Here is a 19,598-nt window from a genome sequence, read left to right as displayed (position 1 = left end):
TCTGGCTCAAACCCGGCGCAGTTGGAAACAGTGCCTACCGGATCTGGGATTACAACGGTTATTTTTTCTAAAATTGACACCTATGGTGACCCAACGGTAGGAACCTACAAATGTCTATGAAATTCATCGATCTCTTCGCGGACTGTGGTGGTATGACGCTCGGATTCCAAAACGCTGGATTTGAAGCAGTTGCCGCTTTCGATAATTGGGAACCAGCCGTTCGGGTCTATCGCGCTAATTTTGCACATGACATACACAAACTTGATCTCAGCGATTGGCAAGAAAGTCTAATGATATTGGACTCATATCAGTTTGACATGATTATTGGAGGTCCACCGTGTCAGGATTTTTCGCATGCCGGTAAACGGAACGAGAATTTGGGAAGAGCGGATTTGACTATAAGTTTTGCGCAGATTGTTGCTCATACAAGACCGCAATGGTTTGTGATGGAAAATGTGGATAGAACCGTGAAAAGTCAGCGATATAGGCAGGCAGGTGAGATTCTCAGGGGAGCAGGATATTCGCTGACTCAGCGGATTTTGGATGCCAACCAGTGTGGCGTTCCCCAAAAACGAAAACGCCTCTTTCTGATCGGCGAGTTAGGATTATCGCCATCTGTGGATAGCAGATTCCTTGCAAGTTGTTTGGATAACAATCTGGTCGCTGAACCAATGACAGTACGCGACTACTTCGGAGATAGTCTTGACATTGCACACTATTATCGGCATCCTCGTAACTACAGTCGCCGCGCTGTCTTTAGTGTTGATGAGCCGAGTCCAACGGTGAGAGGGGTTAACCGTCCAATTCCGAAAACTTACAAGACACATCCAAAGGACACCGCGCCGGTTTCAAAGGAAGTGCGTCCACTCACAACTTTGGAACGAAGTTATCTCCAAACGTTTCCAAAGAGTTTTCATTTTGATGGGTCGAAAACCGATTTAGAGCAAATGATTGGAAATGCAGTCCCGGTAAAACAGGCGGAATACATTGCCCGTTGCATTGATGCCTATATTTCGGAAAAGAGAAATCCTTCGGATTCAGTTCAACAGGACTCTATTCAGTTACTCCTATTCCGAGAATCAAGATCACACAGTTTCTAAGGGTCCTTGAAATTGTGATACAGCCGTTGAAGCAAAACAGGTACTAAATCTATGCTTTATTAATACGGATCTCCTGAGTAGGCGAGATGGAGGAACCGAGTGAGCGAAATTGTCCAGAAGGTTACTGCTTTTATCACACGTGAACGAAACGGTGTCAAAGAATTGCTTGTTTTCAAACATCCGACGACAGGCACCCAAATCCCTGCGGGGACTGTTGAAAAGGGTGAAGATATTGAGACTGCTGTGAAAAGAGAAACTTATGAGGAGACGGGCTTGCAGCTTGTAGAAATTGAAAACTATCTGGGTTGTTTTGAAAATGAATTAGAAGATAACCAAAGAATAATAACGGAAACAACGCAGGTTTATATTGAACCCGACTTAACTGCCATTCCGTACAAACGAATGCTGCCCAAGGGACTTACCGTTAATTACCTTTCCACACGGGAGAATTTCACACGCGTTTCGTACATTGAGTATGAGTTTGACAAATTTCACAAGCCTATACATATTGGGACTAACATTACCGGATGGGTGCGGAATGAAAACTTAAGTGCGGAGAAGAAAAGACATTTTTTTCTTATGTCCACACAGGAGGAAACAGCGGATGCGTGGGAATTAAAGAGCGATCTGGGGCACATTTTCAAGCCTTACTGGACACCACTTTCGCCGAAACCTAACATTATACCGCCACAAGATAGATGGTTGGATTTTGTCTATGAGAAAATCTGAATCGTGATAAAATGTGCATGAGACGTAGGAGCGAGGTAACCTCGCCCCTACAGTTAGCGTATTGGAAAACGGAGTAGAGAAAACATGAAAAATCTTAAACTGACTTCACTCGGACAAATTCCGGAAGCAGACATCACCTTTGGAGATCTGACGGTGTTTGTCGGTGAACAAGCAAGCGGAAAAAGTATCTTATTACAACTTCTAAAGCTCATTTTAGACGCGGGCACTATTACGCACACTCTGAAAAAACACGGTTTTGATTGGCAGAAAAAAGTTGATAATTTTCTGTTCCTTTATTTCGGTGAAGGGATGCAGACGATCTGGAACACAGATGAGACAAAAGTCAGCATTGATAAGGTAGATTTTACACCTCGAAAGGCATTATCAAGAAGAAAAACAAAGGAAAACCTATTCCTGATACCGGCGCACCGGGTTGTAACGCTTAAGGACGGCTGGCCCCGCGCGTTTACAGACTATGCAACAAGTGATCCATACGTTGTTAAGGCATTCAGCGAGGAGTTACGCCTATTATTGGAAAAAGGACTGGGTTCAGGTAAGGGGCCGATCTTCCCGCAAGTAGGGCGCATGAATAAGACACTTCGAGACGCGATCAGGGAAAGCATCTTCGGAGACGCTGAAATTAGATTGGATAGGTCAGGATTACGTAAACGCATTGTCTTAGACGTTGCAGGCACTCAGTTACCATTCATGACTTGGTCAACCGGACAAAGAGAATTCACACCTCTCCTATTGGGACTGTATTGGTTAATGCCTTCTGGGAGAGTACGCAAGAAAGACAACATAAACTGGATTGTTATTGAAGAACCTGAAATGGGGTTACATCCACAAGCAATTTCATCTTTACTTCTTGTTTTTTTGGAACTTATGAAACTTGGTTACAAAGTCATCATTTCTACGCATTCGTCCCAAATTTTAGAACTGATCTGGGCAATTCGATTTATTGCTAAATCAAATGCTGCTCCAACACGGTTAAGACAGTTGTTGGATCTGAATGCAAATGCCTATTCCAAGAACCTCACGGAGACGATCTTAAATAAAAAAACATTTAAGACCTATTATTTTTCTCGTAAGGAGGGTGTTGTGAACGTCAAAGACATTTCAACCTTAGATGCTGAAGATCCAGATGAAGCAGTCTCAGATTGGGGAGGTCTTACACTGTTTAGTACGAAGTCTGCTGATGTTGTTACAAGAGCCGTGTCGGAGAGTGAACTTTGAATTTTACTGAGGCTGTTCAGAGCGTTCCAGAAATTGCCGAATGTCTGGAAGATGGGTTACAGGCATTAGAGCGGCAAGATAAAAGAAAAATAAAAGTCAACGCATCGCGCGACCTAAAAGGTAGTGTTTATATTGACAAGTGTCTTGAAAAGCGTTATCGGAACGCTCCTCGTTGGGATTACGTGTTTGGTTATAGGGACAGGGTTTATTATGTTGAAGTTCATCCGGCGGATAATACACGGAAAGTAAGAGAAGTCACAGCGAAATTGCAGTGGTTAAAACAGTGGCGCAAACGTTCCGCGAGGAGTCTTGAAGATTTGGAGAGTCAGAGTACTTACCACTGGATTTCCACTGGAAGAACTCTATCAACCATAAAAAGAGGTAGATACCTTCAGATATTAGCGCAAAATGGGATCCGTGGACCAGACTCTGTATTGAGAGCTGATGATGTTTCGTAAACGTGGAAATGCTTTGGTTCGTCTTGTTTATTAACACAATTCCTCTGGAGGAAAAAGTATGACAACGTATCGAGCAGGCGTAATCGGTTTGGGACGTATGGGTAGCACTTTTGATGACGAAATAACACAAGGTGGATCAATCTTTTTGCCGTATTGCCACGGTCCAACTTACCATGCTGCACCGAATGTGGAACTATCTGCAGGAGCTGATCTGCACACCGAACAAGCGGCGATCTTCGGTGAGCGATGGGGACTGAGTTCTGAGCATATCTACAGCGATTACCGTGAAATGCTGGAGAAAGAAAATCTTGACATCGTGAGCGTCTGCACGACAGCACGGATCCGATCGACTATTGTGCAGGATGTAGCCCGTTCCAGTGTCAAGGCGATCTGGGCGGAGAAACCCATTGCACTCAGTCTCACCGAAGCGGATGCGATGGTGGAGACCTGTCGGGCAGAAGGAGTCGCGCTGGCGATTAATTGTGCCAGACGTTGGAATCCGTTCTTCAGCGAAGCACGGCGGCTCATTGATGACGGCGAAATTGGCGATGTGCTTCAGGTGACGGTCTATGCGCAGTGTGGATTGTCGCATAATGGGAGCCATGCCATTGATATTTTGCGCTATATGGCAGGTGGGAATGTGGAGTGGGTCTTTGGTGAGATGGAATCCGATGAAGCCGCCGCGGGTGAAAGTGATCTACAGGGAAACGGCTACCTCGTTTTTGATAACGGGGTGCGTGCGTATCTCCGCAGCACATCGTGTGGCGCGGCACCGTGGGAAGTCGATGTCATCGGCACAACGGGACGTATCCGTTCTGTCAACAATGCCGAGACGTTCGAGTTGATTCGTGTAATTCCCGGTGGACGGCGTGGACGTGGTGTGCCTGCGACATGCCCATTCCCAATCCCCGTGCGAATGCAAGGTATGGGACTGACAATCGTTGAGGATCTCATTAGTGCTATTGAGAATGGAACGTCTCCGAAGTGTTCAGGCGAAGATGGACGTGCTGCGTTGGAGGTGGCTATGGCACTTCGGGAATCGCATCGCCGTGGTGGTGTAAAGGTTGAACTACCTATTGAAGACCGTAGCCTTCGGATTCTCTCATCAGAAATTCAGAATGATGACACTCCAGCTCGAATTCGACGCTTACAAGCGAGTTAATGGAAATCGCGGGTACGTTACAAATTCCCAAAATAACGAACTCACAGACCGCAGAGAATCGAGGCAAGGAGAATTACATGAAGCCAGCAGATTATGCGTTTTTTAAAGAAAATGGCTATATCTCACTCGGTAAGATTCTGAGTGCTGCCGAGGTTGCGGATTTTGTTCATATCTTTGATCGAGACCGCACTGAGGTTCAAGATCATTGGTATCCCATTGGACATTACCAGACTGTGAATTGCGACGCACTTCTGACTTCACCTGAATTCGACAACGTGATTCGGCATTCCATCGTTATGGATTGCCTACACACGCTGATGGGTAATGCGCCTTGCTTTTCAGAAATCTGCATCCGGCACATGGCACCGTACGATGGTGAACTGAATCGCGGCTGGCATCGAGATGGTCCCAAGCACTGGCTTGAACACCCGTTGCGTATCGGGTTCATCCAGTTAATGCTGTATCTGACCGATGTTGATGAAACGACGCATTGTTTCTCCTTATCGCCGGAATCGGTGGACGCTGAGATTCTCGAAACAGACGCGCAGTTGGATCGTGGCGGAATTGTTGATTTGTACGGACCCGCCGGGACAGCCGTACTATTCAACATCGGTGTTTTACACACCGCCACGACCCGTCCGACTCAGCAAGAACGCAAGACGGTACAAGTCTATTATGGACATCCGAACCGTCGGTACTTGAGTGAGGATTCATTGATACCTGCCGAACTTTGGCGAGACCATCCCGATCCTGAGGTGCGCGCCTTTTACAGTGTGCTCAACAACAAAACTCGCGATTACCTCGAACACACGGCTTCAATGGGTGAACTATCGTTTGAGGACACTTTGGCACTCCTTCGTGAACTGGATGTCAAGCACCGTAAGCGGCCGCAGTGAAATCGGTTCTGTGTTTCTACCAACTCGAAATGAAATCCTCTACATCGAAATCCGCTGGCATGTCCGTCAGTTGATAACGCATTACACGGGATGTTCTGTCGGGAACAGACCGTGCAATCTCTGCCTCAATCTTCTGGTATAGCGTCGAGAACCGTTGCCAGATACTTTCGGCAGCTTCGGCAGAAAAACGCTCTGCGAAATCTTCATAAAGATGGAAGTTGAGTCGATGGGCAGAGATTGCGCCGATGCGCCCCTCAACCGAAAGTTTCTTGACTTCGGGATCTTTGAGTGTGTGGACTTTATCCGCTAACTTCGAGAGAAATACGACAGCAACCATGCGTTCTTCTTCACCCGGATGCAGTTTCGCTAACCCCTCTCGAAAACTATCGGCATCCCTGTTATACATGGCGTGAAAGGTTGCTTCAATCACATCACACTGTTCCGTATGGAGTTGGAAGAAGTGTTCAAATCGAGTGCGAGCCTCAGTGGGAAGGTGTTGTGTGAATTCCAAATTCCAATAAAATTGGTCAACGATTGGATACGAGTCCCCACCGAAGGCGCGATAGCCAAGGTGAACAGTCCGTCTCAATTTCGTGCTATAGTTGCTGCCCCAGTGCAAGCCCATGTGGCTATAGACGACTCCATCGCCTGCCGAGAGTTCAATCGGGATCCCACCCGGTATCGGTTCCTGCGAACGTGTTAATAGATGTTGATGTTCTTCGGGTGTGTTCGGACGACAATAACTTCTCGGCACGAGCCAGAACACGCTATCATCGTAAAGCGGGATGTTCCACTGGACATATCCCGGTCCGTTTTTAACATAATCCATCTGCATGCCCTTGAGCGGTGCCTGTACCGTCGGATCAATATCACGATGCCAACTGGCGGGACCGTGATCTTGTACTGGGTTACACATCAGTGCCATCAGCGTTATTGCTGCATGAGGTGATCTCATGAGTTGCAGACTCACACCAAGCGTATTCTCATGAAGGCAAAATTCGACGGTATTGGCAGTCGCTGTGTCAACGACCTCATCGAAAAACACCCTCGGTTGCCCACTGGTTGTCCAAACGCCCCCCGGTTTTTCGTCCGGTTTCCGTTCTCTTGCCCAGATTACTTTTTGTTTCTCAACGAGAGTTTCAAAATTCGTCCTCAGTTCCTCTAACTGATCCGGTGGAACAACCTTTCGTAACACGATGTAGCCGTCATTAATGAGTTGTTGTGGATCTACTTTCATCGCCAGCCCCCTTTAAATTAAGGTTACCACTCAGGTCGGATTTACCGCGATTGTTGAGAGACAGCAGTGTTCCAATTGATGCTTATATTATTCGTGAATTCCGTCTTCATGTCAAGTGGTAAGACTACGGCTAAAAGTCCATTTTGATGTCAGAGATTTCGGTTGACAAGGATGCAGTCAGGTAGTATAGTTACGCCGAGTTCAATTTGTCATCCGATAGAATTATGAATTCAAAACGTGGGGTAGTGTTAAAACATATAAACCCGTTTCGCTACGATCAAGTATTAGAATTTGGCAAGAAATGTACCAAGAACAGATACTTCAGATTAATGGCGTTCGGCTCTGGACAGCCGTTCAAGGAACAGGACTACCGATGGTGCTTTGTCATGGTGGTCCTGGTGGTTACGATTATCTCTCGTCCGTGGCTGACATGGTTTCTGACTTGTGTCAGGTCGTTCGGTATGATCAACGCGGAAGTGGACGTTCACAACCGATAGGTCCCTACGACGTATCTACATTTGTCGATGATTTAGAAGGATTGAGAAAACATTTCAACTTTGAACGTTGGATTGTTGGAGGACATTCGTGGGGAGCGGGACTTGCGTTAGCCTACGCCGTTAGGTTTCCAGCTCGGACAGTAGCCGTTCTTCATATCGCGGGTACGGGTATTGATGACCGATGGCACGATGAGTATCGCGAAAATCGGTTAAATGCACTCATTGAATCAGAGCGCGAAGAATATCAACGTCTGCGGACACAAAGGGAAGACGCTAAAGGGGCTAAGGGGGAACGGATATTAGACCGGCTTCGCACCTTGAGTCGCAAAACAGATGTATTTGACCCAAATTGTGTCGATAATCTTCCAAGTTTTGATGAATATCCAATCAGCAATGCGGCAAACGAAATGGTCGGCGCAGATTGGAAGCGTTACACCACAGATTCAAAATTCCAGCAATCTGTTTACAATCTACCTATGCCTGTTCTTTTCCTTCATGGTGCTTGTGATCCGCGTCCAGGGCACTTTATAGAAACATTAGCCTCCAAATTATTTTATGGAACGTTTGTGTCGATTCCTGAATCAGGCCACTACTTTTGGGTGGAGAAGCCTGATGAGGTAAAAGCAGCACTCAGGCAGTTTGTAGTGGATTATGTAATTAACGATACAGTATGAGCAAGTGAGGTTTAGGAGGAAAAATGAACGGAAATCCTGAGGAGGGACCATGCTAATTCGCGGCGAAGACAGTGCGATTGATCTTCCGTCCACACTCACAGAAGAAGAGAAATGGCACTATGATCTGTTTGGCTATCTGGTGCTTCGACAGGTAGTGTCGCCAGCAGAGGTCGAGCAAATGCTTGGGATCGCGAATAGGTGGTTTGCGGATCCCGAAACAGTACCTGAACCGGTGAATGTCACCCAAGACGAATACAGCGGTGTACTGAACAATGTTCAGTACGGTGATCGGATTTTCGAGCGATTATCGCTCAATGAGAAGGTGATGCGGGTTGTAATGGGCTTGATGTGGAATCGTCCGAGACTCTTTAATTCCGCTCTTGTTCTGCAGAAGCGATGCTCTATCTCTGAGGGTGAAAAAGAGAGACTCCACCGCGATACCAGCGGTTTTGAATTCCCCGATGGCTTCCATAATCCACATAACGATTACCAAGCCGGAAACGGACAGATTTATAGCAATTATGTCAACACCGCCATAACACTCGTTGATGTACCGAAAGACAACGGCTTCATGTGTATCCCCGGCACGCATAAATCCCTAATTCAGCTGCCGACGACACTTGACATTGATAACGAGTGGGCACCTGCAATCACTTTTGAACTCAAGGCAGGGGATTGTCTTGTCTTCTCGCCGAGACTGATACACGGTGCAAAATTTTGGAAAGTTGATTACCCACGCCGGGTCGTCTTCAATCGGTATCAATTCAGTTTCTACTTCAATGAGAACTATAATCTCCCGATAGAAGCGCATCGGGATCGTATCTCTACAGACCAATACGAACTGGAATCTGTCCAACGGAGCGAAAAGGGATTTGCTAAACGGATCCTCAAAAAAATGGAGAAGGGCGAAGAACTATGCTGACACAGGAAGAAAAGTGGCACCTTGATCTACTCGGCTATTTTGTGGTGCGCGATGCCGTACCGAAAGCGGACGTTGAACTGATGAAGGCACAGACGTTCGAGTGGTACGAATGGGATGCATCAGATTTCAAGTCACCGATGCGAATCAACGCACCAGAGGGAAAACCGTGGTGGGTCTACAACATGCACTATGGGCATGAAGCCTTCCAACGGCTCATTTTGAATCCAGAAATCCTACGTGTGGCGACTGCTCTGACGTGGAACTACCCGCGGGTTTTCGATGTTGTTGCGAATATTTGCTATCCAGATGCAGACGGCCTGGAGCTGCACGGTGGACATAAGGGTTGGTTTAGGAGTCCACATCACCAATACCAAGTTGCCAATGATGAGATCTTCGCGAGTTTCTTTAATCTCTCCGTTTCGTTAGTGGATGTGCCACCCGGCAACGGGTTTGCCTGTATTCCGGGAAGCCATAAATCCGAATTCCAGTATCCCGAACACATCACGATGGACGATCCACCGCCGACGGTCCACAACATTCCAGTCAATGCTGGCGACTTCATCGTGTTTTTGCCGAACACGCGACACGCCGGAAGACGCTGGAATCACGGCGCGTACCCTCGGATGACGGTGTTCTTGCGCTGGGTCTATGCGAAACAGTTTCATCACGCCGATTCATCTTGGTGGTTTCCTTTTGATGAACACAAAGACAAGATTCCAGAGGCACTCCACGATCTTGAGAGCCGTGACCACGGGCAGCGGGGAGCATTGAATGCTCTCATAGATCCCTTTAAAGTGGATGTTCCTGAATGATAGGCGTGTTTGGTTTTTAGTCAGTGAAGGTAACGGGCAATAATGCACTTCGCATTTGAGCGAGGACGCCGCAGAATTGCCCTACTACAAACTGGAGATCGCTCCTAATGTTTAGGGAACTGAGTAACTCTAAAAAAAGCGTTGACGTGGAGTTGGAGAATTGGTAGGATGCACAAGGATACCATTCTTTGTGTTACAGACTGGAGAATTAGATGTCAACCCCGACGAACCGAGAAGTGATTGCCCAGTGGCGTGATGAACCCGCCCCACTGCTGTCATTACTGCACGCCTTCCATGATCGAGACGGATTTATTTCAGAGGCGGTCCTTCGCGACATCGCAGTCGGACTTCGGATTCCGCTCGCCGAACTCTTTGGCACCGTAACATTCTACCACCACTTTGCCCGTGAAGCCCCAGGACAAAGCGCGCCACGCGTGTGTACAGGTCCGGTTTGTCGGTTGCAAGGCGGGTTGGAAATCCTTGAGGCACTCAAAGACGAAGGCGCGATACTAATGCCGTGTGCTGGGAGATGCGACGATTGTGTGCCAGTGTTGAGAGGGCATGAAGTTTTCGTCGGAAAACAAGCAGATGCCCTTTCTGTGGAACCCACACCGCTACCGCCACCATATCCGGGCGACAGTGAAGAATGTGTCTTCGCCGAAATTCGCGAACCTGAACGCAATACACTGGCAGGCTACCAGCGCACTGGTGGCTATGAAGCGTTAACACGTGCGGTAACAAGGCTCGCTCCAACAGATGTGATTGAAACACTTAAAGAGAGTCAACTCGCGGGTAGGGGCGGTGCCGGATTTCCGACGGGTATGAAATGGGAGTCAGTTCTGAACGCTCCTGGTGAACCGAAGACAATCGTCTGTAACGCAGATGAGGGGGAACCTGGGTGTTTCAAGGATCGGGTTATTCTTGATTATGACCCGCACGTCGTAATTGAAGGGATGGTACTTGCTGCTTACGCGACAGGTGCGACGCGAGGCTTTATCTATCTTCGGTATGAATACCCAGAAACCCTCAAAATACTTGAACGTGCACTTGGAGAAGCAGCGGCAGCAGGACTGCTTGGCGATGCTATCCTCGGTGAAGACTTTAACTTCCATATCTATATTCGACGCGGTGCTGGTGCTTACGTCTGTGGTGAGGAAGGGTCGCTGTTGAACAGTTTGGAGGGGAAACACCCGTTTCCGAGGAACCGTCCGCCGTATCCTGTGACACATGGGTTTGAAAATTTACCAACTGCTGTAAACAATGTCGAAACCCTCGCCGCTGCTGTTCAGATTGTTCGACACGGTGCAGCATGGTATAAAAGTCTGAGTTATGACGAAAACTTAGCCGGAACAAAGATTATTAGCCTCTCTGGAGACATCCAAAGACCGGGGAATTATGAAGTGCCGTTCGGGTTGCCGTTAAAGGTGCTTCTCTACGAGTGGGCAGGCGGCGCGCCAGAAGGACGTGAGATTCAAGCGATTACAACGGCAGGATTGTCTGGTGGATTTATCGCTCGGAGTGACCTTGATAGGACAATTGATGAACCGAGTTTCCAAGCGGTGGGTGCGATGCTTGGCGCAGCGGGAATTATGGTGTTTGATGATACGCGGGACATACTTGATGTCGCACGCAATGCGATGGAATTTTTTGCTGAGGAATCTTGTGGGAAATGTTTCCCGTGTCGGATTGGGACGCAACGATTGACAGAACTTTTGTCGGCACCGTTGCAACCGAATTCGGAAGCGTTGATTTCAAGAATCGGAGCGGTTATGAAGGCGACGAGCGCGTGTGGGCTTGGGACGGCTGCGCCCAATATTACGGATAGCCTGCTCCGTTATTTTTAACAATTAAATCCGGGCGTTGATTCCCTAAAATTGTTAAGAGACTCACTTTAAGTTATGAAAGGTGTGTTAACGATTGGAACACTGCAAGGACAACGGACGCAGCAGGGGTCCCCGTAGCGAACAGCGTGCGGGGCGAGAGTGAATCGTTAAAAATATGTGGAGTCGGGGGTTTGTTCTTCTTTGCAGCATCGTGTTTGCCGTCGGCCTGGTAACAGGACCCGTACAGATGCTTTTTCCGGTCTATGCCGAAAGGATCTTAAAAGAGACGGCACTGTTTGCGGCACTACTGCGCGCGCTTCCTATTGGACTCGGAGGTGTTTCGGCACTGATTGGTGGCACACTCAGCGACCGGTTCGGACGGAAACCGACCTTGCTGATTGGGATGACAGGGGCAGTGGTCATAGGCGGGCTATTCACAACCCAAACGCCTTTGTTTCTTTGGGGTATTCTCTGTTATGAGGGTATCGCATCGGGTTTCAAAACCGCGGGCGGACAGAGTTATCTCATCAGTGCTGTGCCTCCGAATCGGTTGGGATGGGCGACGAGTTGGTACTTTATCAGCATGACTATGGGGAATGCAGTCGGGAGTGCAATTGCTGGTGAAGTCATTGACCGGACGGACTATAATGTTTTTGGTATTGGCGCGGTGATTTTGGCGGGTGTGCTATTTGTGGGGGCGTGTCTCTTTTTGCCGCGATTGGCGAGACAGCACGCGCCAGAGACCACAGGGAAACGCGACAGGCTATGGAAATCTGCTCTTAACGTTCCAGCGTATTTAAGTTTAAGTCGGCGGCGAGAGATGCGGATGTTAATCGGTTTACGGGTCTTCCCGACCTACTATTGGGGATCGGTGAACCTATTGATGCCGGTTCTGATTGAGCGTCTCGCTGGGGTAAAGGCGACGGGTTATTATGGGGCAATTAGCCTACTGTTCGCTTTCGGGTGTCAATTGGCTGTTGGAAGGATATGTGACGCGGTTGGGCACCGTGCGCCTGCACTTGTGGCAAGTGCGATTGTTACGCTCCTCGCTTTTGGTGTGGCGTTTTTTCATGACTCGTTAATCGCGCTGGAGGTTTATGGGATACTTGGTGCAGGTGCCGCATGGGGACTGTCAACGACTATTCCACGATTTATCAATGAGTTTACTGAACCCCACGAGAAAGGACACGGGGTCGGTCTTACACACTTGGCGTGGAGCACCGGATTTCTTCTTGGTTACGTTGCAAGCGGTTTTCTGATTAACATCTCTGTTCATATTCCGTTTATTGTCGCAGGAATTTTCCTGATTGTTTCAACAGGTATCGCCTACAAGCTTTGGCATACAAATACTATAATCACAAATTGAGTGAAGTTTAAGAATTTAATTCGGTAATTTCCCAACGTGCGATGAATCGCACTACTACGAACCAGTCCGTTTGTAGTAGGACAATTTATTGCCCGTTGATTATCTAATTTACTTTTTTATCTTCATACAGTTTGCGCTATTTTGAAAATAAGGAAGGAATGCTAATGATTATTGCAGAACTTGATTTAGAAAATCCAGAACATCGTGAACTCACTAATTCCGAATGGCGTTATGGCGATGGGCTTGTTCCGGGTGAACCGAACGGTGGTTTGGTCGATCAGTTGCCAGAAACACCTGCTCGTCTTGCGGATTATGACGATTCAGCCTGGCCGGTCTGTGAAGATATTCAAGAGTTTATTTCGACGGGACTTTGCTTTGGGTGGTATCGGATTACAGTGACGCTTCCAGAGGAAGTCGATGGTGTTTCGATTGCTGGCTCAGAGGTGTGGTTTCACACGTGCATTGACGACTACGGCGAGGTCTGGGTTGACGGTGAAATCGACTTGGCTTTTGGAGAGTCAGGACGTGGGGCTGCGTCTGGTTTCAATGCGCCGCAACGCGTTGTTGTCACTGAAAGCGCGGAACCGGGTGCGAAACATGTCATCGCATGTTTGGCTGTCAACGGTCCGTTTGGTAGACCTGGCGGTGGCATCTTTATGCGTTTCGCGAAATTGGAGTTTGAAGGGGAGTAAAAAAGATTAAAAAGGTGGAAAGTTGTGAAGTGTAGCTAAAGTGAACTAAAGTTAGGTTGTGTATCAAACATAACTTGCAGAACCTTAGAGCACTTGCTAATTTACCAACTTTCCCCTTCTTTTTGGAAGAAAGTTAGTGTCTAAAAAAGCGGTAGTTTTACTCAGTGGTGGCTTGGATTCAACAACAACACTCGCTATTGCGCGCGATGAAGGTTACGACACTTATGCAATGAGTTTTCGGTACGGTCAACGGCACACAGTAGAGTTAGAATGTGCAGAAAACGTTGCAAAGATGTTAGGTGTCCGAGAGCATACGATCGTTGACATTGACCTGCGTGCATTTGGGGCATCAGCACTGACAGCAAATATTGAAGTTCCAAAGAACAGACCTGATACAGAAATGGGAAATGGCATACCGATAACTTATGTCCCCGCCCGAAACACGATTTTCCTCTCCTACGCCCTTGCTTACGCGGAGGTTCTCGATGCTGATACCATTTTTATCGGAGCCAATGCCATTGATTACAGCGGCTATCCAGACTGTCGCCCAGAGTATATAGAAGCCTATCAGGCGATGGCGAACCTTGCGACACAAGCCGGTGTTGAAGGTAAGACGAAACTAACAATCTGCGCTCCATTGATGTATAAAACGAAGGCGGAGATTATTCAAATTGGCACTGCCCTCGGTGTCGATTATAGCCTTACCTTGAGTTGTTACGATCCAGATGCCGCAGGCAGCGCGTGTGGTGGATGTGATAGTTGTCTGCTCCGAAAGAGAGGTTTTGAAGAGGCGGGTATTCCTGATCCGACGTGCTATCGCTAAACATGCCTCTAACCTTTTATCCTTGATGTTCACTAGTACCCTATTGTATAATATCTCTATGGCACAAGCATACGATACGACAGGAAAAGATATCCTAAATGAATGGATTAACGAGGTTGCCCAGTTTGTCCTGAACGTACCCGATCTCGAAGTAGTTGCAGACCTTGACACCGAGCAACAACTCGTCCGCGCGTTTCGCACAGACATTACAAAGCGCGTCCGCATCAACACCCATGAAGCCGTGCTGCACATTGAGTTACAGCTCCGGGACAGCACGGAAAAACCGATGTGGGCTCGAAACGCCCACTATCACGGATATCTTATTGGAGAACACCAGTTACCTGTCTATTCCAATGTGATTTATTTCCATCCAAACGCCGGGAAAAGCGACCCAGGGGTCTACGAGTATAGTTGGAACGGCTACGATTACCGACTCAACTATAAGGTGATACGACTCATTGAGATAGAGGGGCAAGCGATTTTGGAGGCGCAGATACCAGGACTCTTGCCGTTCACACCGCTCATGAAACCACCAGCGGAGATGCCTCTTGAGCGATGGGTGCAACAGTGCGTTGACACAACAATAGCCATCCGCATTGACCGACCAATGAAGGGAACATTGCTTTATGGGCTTTCCCTCTTTGGGAGTCTCGTACATGACCAAGACCTGTTTGAACAAATACCGGAGGAACTCATGCAAGAATCTCCTTTCTTCCAACACCAACGCGAAAAATTTATCGCGGAGGGTATCACACAAGGTATCACACAAGGGGCGAAAGAGGCGACCCTCAAAAACCTCCTGACAGTCCTCAACGCAAAATTCCACGCAGAGGCAGTGCGAGCCCTAACGCCGGCACTTAAAAATATAGACGATTTGAAACGCCTTGAAGAGCTGCATCTTAATGCCATCAATGCGAGCACCCTTGAAGCCTTCACCGAAACGCTCTTTAAATCGGAAATACAGTAGGGCAGCTGCCTCTCTGTCTTGATAGAGGGCATTCAGTAAATTATGATAAAAGCAGTTTTCTTTGATTTTTATTATACCCTATGTGTTTGGGGACAGTCGCTTGAACCGAGACTCCGAAAGATTACCGAGCGGTATGGATTTGAAGTTGACCCGGAACGTTATGTAAAGGCACGCGAGAACCTGTATGCCGAAGCATCCGGGTCGGATCCTACCACACACTCTCTTCTTGGAACAATGCAAGAAATTATTGGGAGTTACTGCGAATTTATAAAAGGACTCGGCGTTCAAGAACATGTGGAACAGATCGCGTGGGAATTATTACAATCTGAACACTCGCTGTTTGCTGCGAGTGCTGCTACGCTCTACGACGATGCTATTCCGACACTTGAACATTTGCGCGATGCGGGTTTCAAGTTAGCGATCGTTTCCAATTGGGATACGCCGCTGGATCCGCTTACTGAGCGGCTTGGTATTGCTCACTATTTTGACGCAATCACTGCTTCACATGATGCGCGCGTCAAGTCCGCAAAACCGGATCCGCATATTTTCAATTATACACTGGCAAAAGTTGGGGTTTCAGCGGAGGCGGTTGTTCATGTCGGAGATACCTACGAGGCGGATATCGTCGGGGCAAGGAACGCAGGGATTCGTCCAATACTGATTGATCGAGACGGTTCACAGGTTGGCAAATGGGGTGAGACGATTCGGAGTTTGTCTGAATTACCCGGGTTGCTTTAGGAAGCGTATGATAAAAGCTGTTTTCTTAGATTTTTACGAAACATTGTGTTTCCATAGGCATTCACTTGAAGAAAACCTTGAAAGAATCGCTAAAAGGTATGGTGTTGAGGTCAATTGGGAACGCTGTGACACAGCATTGGAACGTCTCTTTGCTGGTACATCGGCACCCGACCCTCCTACGGAATTTTCTTTGCTGGAATTGTCTATGACTGTGATGACGCGAGAATGCGAATTTATAAGAGAAGTCGGCATTAAGAAGCACGTGGAACAGATCGCGTGGGAGCTGTTACAATCTGGACACCGCCTCTTTGCTGCGAATAGTGCTACCCTCTACGCCGATGTCGTTCCGACACTTCAGCGTTTACGAGGTGCAGGTTTCAAGTTAGCAATAGTTTCTAATTGGGATACACCCTTAGATCCGTTAACTGAAAGACTTGGTATTGCCGAGTATTTTGATGCCATCGTCGCCTCGCATGATGCCCGCGTCAGGTCCGAAAAACCAGATTCGCATATCTTCAACTACGCGCTCGCAGCGGTCGGTGTCTCGGCAGAAGAAGCCGTTCATGTCGGAGATACTTATGCTGCGGATATCGTCGGGGCAAGAAATGTGGGGATTCGTCCGATATTGCTTGACCGTGATGGGACACAAACTGGCAAGTGGCGTGAGACGATTCAGAGTCTTTCTGAATTGCCGGAGTTGTTCACTTAACTCTCAGTTCAGGGTTAGTCGGTAGCAGAGAGATAAGGCTTCATATCCCATAATAGAATAGTGCCGTCATAGCTTGAACTTGCCAAAAGCGTTCCGTCAGGCGAAAAGGCGAGCGACTGAATATCGGTGGGATGGCTCCAGAAAGTGGCGATATTTTCACCGGTAGCAACATCCCACAAACGGATGGAGACCTTATCAGTACCTTGCCACGATGCGCCAGAAACCAGATAGCGTCCACACGGGGAAAAAGTTAGTGCTTCAGCTCTCCAACATCCGTGTGGTAAACATATCACCATCTGGGTCTCGTAGGTTGTAGCGTTCCACAACCAAATTTCCCGAAACACGCCGCCAGCAATCAGAGTGCCATCAGGAGAAAATGCGATTGCTTCTGGTGTGGTTTTGTACACCAACCCTTTCTCCAGCCACTTGAGTTTCTTCTGAATTTGATGCTCGTCGCCCTTGTATTTTGCAGTCTCTTGGGGATGATTCATAGAGAATTCGGTAATTTGCTTCCCACTTTCAATTTCCCAGAGTTTGGCTTTTTTGCTCTCGTGTGCACTCGCAACGGACTTTCCGTCAGGTGAGAATGCAATCGACCATATCCAATCCGTTTCTTCCGTAAACAGTCGAAGTTTATAGTCGTCTTCCACATCCCATACGCCTAAAACACCGTTAGAATCCGCGCTTACGAGTCGATTTCCTTTTGGAGAAAACGCGAGGGCATAGAGGACGGCTTGATGTCCGATGAGCTGGGTAGGTGGTGCCTCTGGTTTGCCGAGATCCCACACTCGCACAATTTTGTCATAAGAAGTGGCAGCTAACTGGTTGCCACAGGGCGAAACGTCAATGGAACGAGTCATGTTGAGACCTTCGCAGCTAAATGTTGTTTGTAGTTTTAGTTTCTGAACATCTCGTAAGTGAATATCACCTGAGAAATATCCTGCAGATAGTGTCTGACCATCTGGCGAGAATTTTACGGAACCACACACCGACATGTGTCCGCGAATAACCGAAGACTGGGGCGCGGATTCCCCGACGTTCCACACCTGAATCGTATCTTCACCCCTTATAACCAATTGTGAACCTTTTTGTAAAAAACGGACCCTCTTAATGGTCTCTTTATGGTCTAAGGTCGCAATTTCTCTATCGTTTTCTACATCTGAAACCGTAATAGTTGTTCCAGAAACCTTCGCAGCAAGCAAAGTGCTGTCGGATGAGAATGCGTATTGTACCCAGTTGATTGCTTTTGGCAAGGATGTGACGATTGGAATGGATGTGTTAGCGGTGAGTTTATTAACCTCCCACTTGCGGAGGTTGCCATCCCTATCTACGGATGCTAAAAACTTACGACATGGGGAAAGGAACAGAGCAGTCAGCCGAAATGAATGTTCTGTGAGGTGCGCCATGCGTTCACCGGTTTCGATGTCCCAGACTGAGAAGGTATTTTCGGGGGTTGCGCCTATGAGGCATTTTCCGTCAGGTGAAAAGGTAAGTGGGATGCGACTCGGGCGATGGCGAGATTGAAGTTCTTCATCAACGGTAAATTTTGCAATCTGTTCACGGGTTTCGAGATGCCAGACGTAAACAGCATCGTATTTTCCACCAGAAGAAGCGAGATGTTGTCCATCTGGTGAAAAGGCAAGTTGGGAAACACCATTAAGCCATCCTTTCCGACTCTCCCGGCTCATCTCAAAGATGCAGTGTTGGCGTTGGACATCCCATACTTTGATGTGTCCTTCTTCATTACCCGTAGCGAGTAGATTACCGTTAGGTGAGAATTTAAGTGTCGAAAGATACCCGCGTTCTGTTTCCCAGAGCGCGATTGGTTGCATTGTGGCGAGTTCATACCACCAGGCTCCAATACTGGTCGCCATAACGAGATATTTTCCATCTGGCGAGGGTTCCATATCTCTTATTATTCCACGTCCTAATCGAGCAATTGCTCCGTTGGGGAGTTCCCAAGCGGTGACATCTGTATTCATCTTGCTTTAATGCGTCCCCATGTTGTCGTGGCTTTCCCAGAAGGTTGGACGGGTAGGAGTTCTCCATCCATTGACAATTTGATTTCATCTTTGGTCAGGACAGTACTCCATATCCTGACCTCGTCAATGAGACCATTCCACGTTTGTGCGTACCCTTGGTTGAGCGTCCCAATCCATACAGGTTTTTCGCCCTTTCCAACTTCATCTTCAGGGTGATCTACTTCGTTTTCGAGCTCACCGTTAACGTAGAGCAGTTGCTTCTTTGTATTGCCGTCATACACATAAGCGAGATGCATCCATTTTTTGTCTTCTAAGATGGATTCCGATGAAATTTGTTGGCCGTCCTTGGCGTTCACTCTTGCCCAGAACTTGCTCTCATTCCACGAAAAGAGGTTGTAAACATCCGAATTCTGCCATGCTGCGCGTTTGGAAACGATACCTCTGGCAAGTGCATCTGGTCCTAAAGGTTGAACCCAGGCTTCAACTGTCAGTTGTTTCATACCTTCAAGGTCGGGGTTGTGTGCGACTTCGACAAAGTTCGTCGCACCGCCATCAAATTCAAGCGCACCGTTGATTTTGCCCTTGACCCATTTCAAATTCCCTTGGATACTGGCTTTATTTTCGTTGCCAGAGGCATCTTTGGGGCTTTTCCCTGTCCCATCGTCAAAGGGTAGATAGAGCAGTAATGTCTCTTCATCGACTGCTTGTGCCGTGTAGATACCGACAACAAGCATAAGTGTTAAAAGAAAAGAAAGTATACGCATGATTGTTCCTC

General features: G+C 47.7%; 19 protein-coding genes. 16 read left to right on the top strand and 3 right to left on the bottom strand.

Going from position 1 to position 19,598, the window contains the following annotated elements; genetic code table 11:
• The first annotated feature begins 116 nt into the window (after positions 1-116).
• The 6 genes from OXN25_03075 (at position 117) to OXN25_03050 (ending at position 5,581) form a co-directional block, all read left to right on the top strand.
• On the top strand, positions 117-1,100 hold the full coding sequence (locus OXN25_03075) for a DNA cytosine methyltransferase (GenBank protein MDE0423835.1): 984 nt from the start codon (positions 117-119) through the stop codon (positions 1,098-1,100).
• A 99-nt stretch (positions 1,101-1,199) separates the two neighbouring features.
• Positions 1,200-1,829, top strand: coding sequence for an NUDIX domain-containing protein (locus tag OXN25_03070; protein MDE0423834.1), 630 nt, complete (start codon positions 1,200-1,202; stop codon positions 1,827-1,829).
• An 84-nt stretch (positions 1,830-1,913) separates the two neighbouring features.
• Positions 1,914-3,065, top strand: coding sequence for an AAA family ATPase (locus tag OXN25_03065; GenBank protein MDE0423833.1), 1,152 nt, complete (start codon positions 1,914-1,916; stop codon positions 3,063-3,065).
• Entirely contained in the window at positions 3,062-3,523 is a 462-nt protein-coding gene (locus OXN25_03060) for a hypothetical protein (protein ID MDE0423832.1), read from the top strand. The genes OXN25_03065 and OXN25_03060 overlap by 4 nt, the downstream gene beginning before the upstream one ends.
• A gap of 58 nt (positions 3,524-3,581) precedes the next feature.
• A complete protein-coding gene (locus tag OXN25_03055; protein ID MDE0423831.1) occupies positions 3,582-4,685 on the top strand; it encodes a Gfo/Idh/MocA family oxidoreductase in 1,104 nt (367 codons plus the stop codon).
• A gap of 77 nt (positions 4,686-4,762) precedes the next feature.
• Positions 4,763-5,581, top strand: coding sequence for a phytanoyl-CoA dioxygenase family protein (locus tag OXN25_03050; GenBank protein ID MDE0423830.1), 819 nt, complete (start codon positions 4,763-4,765; stop codon positions 5,579-5,581).
• A 16-nt stretch (positions 5,582-5,597) separates the two neighbouring features.
• On the opposite strand, the gene OXN25_03045 is transcribed toward OXN25_03050, so the two are convergent.
• The gene (locus tag OXN25_03045) at positions 5,598-6,818 is read right to left on the bottom strand and encodes a hypothetical protein (GenBank protein ID MDE0423829.1); all 1,221 of its coding nucleotides are present in this window, start codon (positions 6,816-6,818) and stop codon (positions 5,598-5,600) included.
• A 301-nt stretch (positions 6,819-7,119) separates the two neighbouring features.
• On the opposite strand from OXN25_03045, the gene OXN25_03040 reads away from it, so the two are divergent.
• From OXN25_03040 to OXN25_02995, 10 genes are all read left to right on the top strand, one after another.
• Complete coding sequence (locus OXN25_03040) at positions 7,120-7,989, top strand: alpha/beta hydrolase (protein MDE0423828.1); 870 nt, start codon at positions 7,120-7,122, stop codon at positions 7,987-7,989.
• Between the two features lie 49 nt (positions 7,990-8,038).
• Positions 8,039-8,911, top strand: coding sequence for a phytanoyl-CoA dioxygenase family protein (locus OXN25_03035; GenBank protein MDE0423827.1), 873 nt, complete (start codon positions 8,039-8,041; stop codon positions 8,909-8,911).
• Complete coding sequence (locus OXN25_03030) at positions 8,905-9,723, top strand: phytanoyl-CoA dioxygenase family protein (GenBank protein MDE0423826.1); 819 nt, start codon at positions 8,905-8,907, stop codon at positions 9,721-9,723. Before OXN25_03035 ends, OXN25_03030 begins: the two co-directional genes overlap by 7 nt.
• 212 nt (positions 9,724-9,935) lie before the next feature.
• On the top strand, positions 9,936-11,567 hold the full coding sequence (locus tag OXN25_03025; GenBank protein ID MDE0423825.1) for an NAD(P)H-dependent oxidoreductase subunit E: 1,632 nt from the start codon (positions 9,936-9,938) through the stop codon (positions 11,565-11,567).
• A 154-nt stretch (positions 11,568-11,721) separates the two neighbouring features.
• Positions 11,722-12,912, top strand: coding sequence for an MFS transporter (locus tag OXN25_03020; GenBank protein MDE0423824.1), 1,191 nt, complete (start codon positions 11,722-11,724; stop codon positions 12,910-12,912).
• Positions 12,913-13,076: 164 nt separating this feature from the next.
• Positions 13,077-13,604 (top strand): hypothetical protein, encoded by a 528-nt coding sequence (locus OXN25_03015; GenBank protein MDE0423823.1) that lies wholly within the window; start codon positions 13,077-13,079, stop codon positions 13,602-13,604.
• A 136-nt stretch (positions 13,605-13,740) separates the two neighbouring features.
• A complete protein-coding gene (gene queC / locus OXN25_03010; GenBank protein MDE0423822.1) occupies positions 13,741-14,427 on the top strand; it encodes a 7-cyano-7-deazaguanine synthase QueC in 687 nt (228 codons plus the stop codon).
• Between the two features lie 58 nt (positions 14,428-14,485).
• On the top strand, positions 14,486-15,394 hold the full coding sequence (locus OXN25_03005; GenBank protein MDE0423821.1) for a hypothetical protein: 909 nt from the start codon (positions 14,486-14,488) through the stop codon (positions 15,392-15,394).
• 42 nt (positions 15,395-15,436) lie between these two features.
• A complete protein-coding gene (locus OXN25_03000) occupies positions 15,437-16,132 on the top strand; it encodes an HAD-IA family hydrolase (GenBank protein MDE0423820.1) in 696 nt (231 codons plus the stop codon).
• Between the two features lie 7 nt (positions 16,133-16,139).
• Positions 16,140-16,841: an HAD-IA family hydrolase gene (locus OXN25_02995; protein MDE0423819.1), complete on the top strand. Its 702-nt coding sequence runs from the start codon at positions 16,140-16,142 to the stop codon at positions 16,839-16,841.
• A 14-nt stretch (positions 16,842-16,855) separates the two neighbouring features.
• Here the strand turns inward: OXN25_02995 and OXN25_02990 are convergent, their stop codons facing one another.
• Together OXN25_02990 and OXN25_02985 are read right to left on the bottom strand one after the other, a co-directional pair.
• Entirely contained in the window at positions 16,856-18,823 is a 1,968-nt protein-coding gene (locus tag OXN25_02990; protein ID MDE0423818.1) for a WD40 repeat domain-containing protein, read from the bottom strand.
• Positions 18,820-19,587 carry a LamG domain-containing protein gene (locus tag OXN25_02985; GenBank protein MDE0423817.1) on the bottom strand — a complete coding sequence of 256 codons (768 nt, stop codon included), beginning with the start codon at positions 19,585-19,587 and terminating at the stop codon, positions 18,820-18,822. The genes OXN25_02990 and OXN25_02985 overlap by 4 nt, the downstream gene beginning before the upstream one ends.
• Positions 19,588-19,598 lie beyond the last annotated feature (11 nt).

The organism is Candidatus Poribacteria bacterium, from assembly GCA_028820845.1.
GTDB lineage: Bacteria > Poribacteria > WGA-4E > WGA-4E > WGA-3G > WGA-3G.
This window is presented reverse-complemented; position numbering and strand designations above follow the sequence as displayed.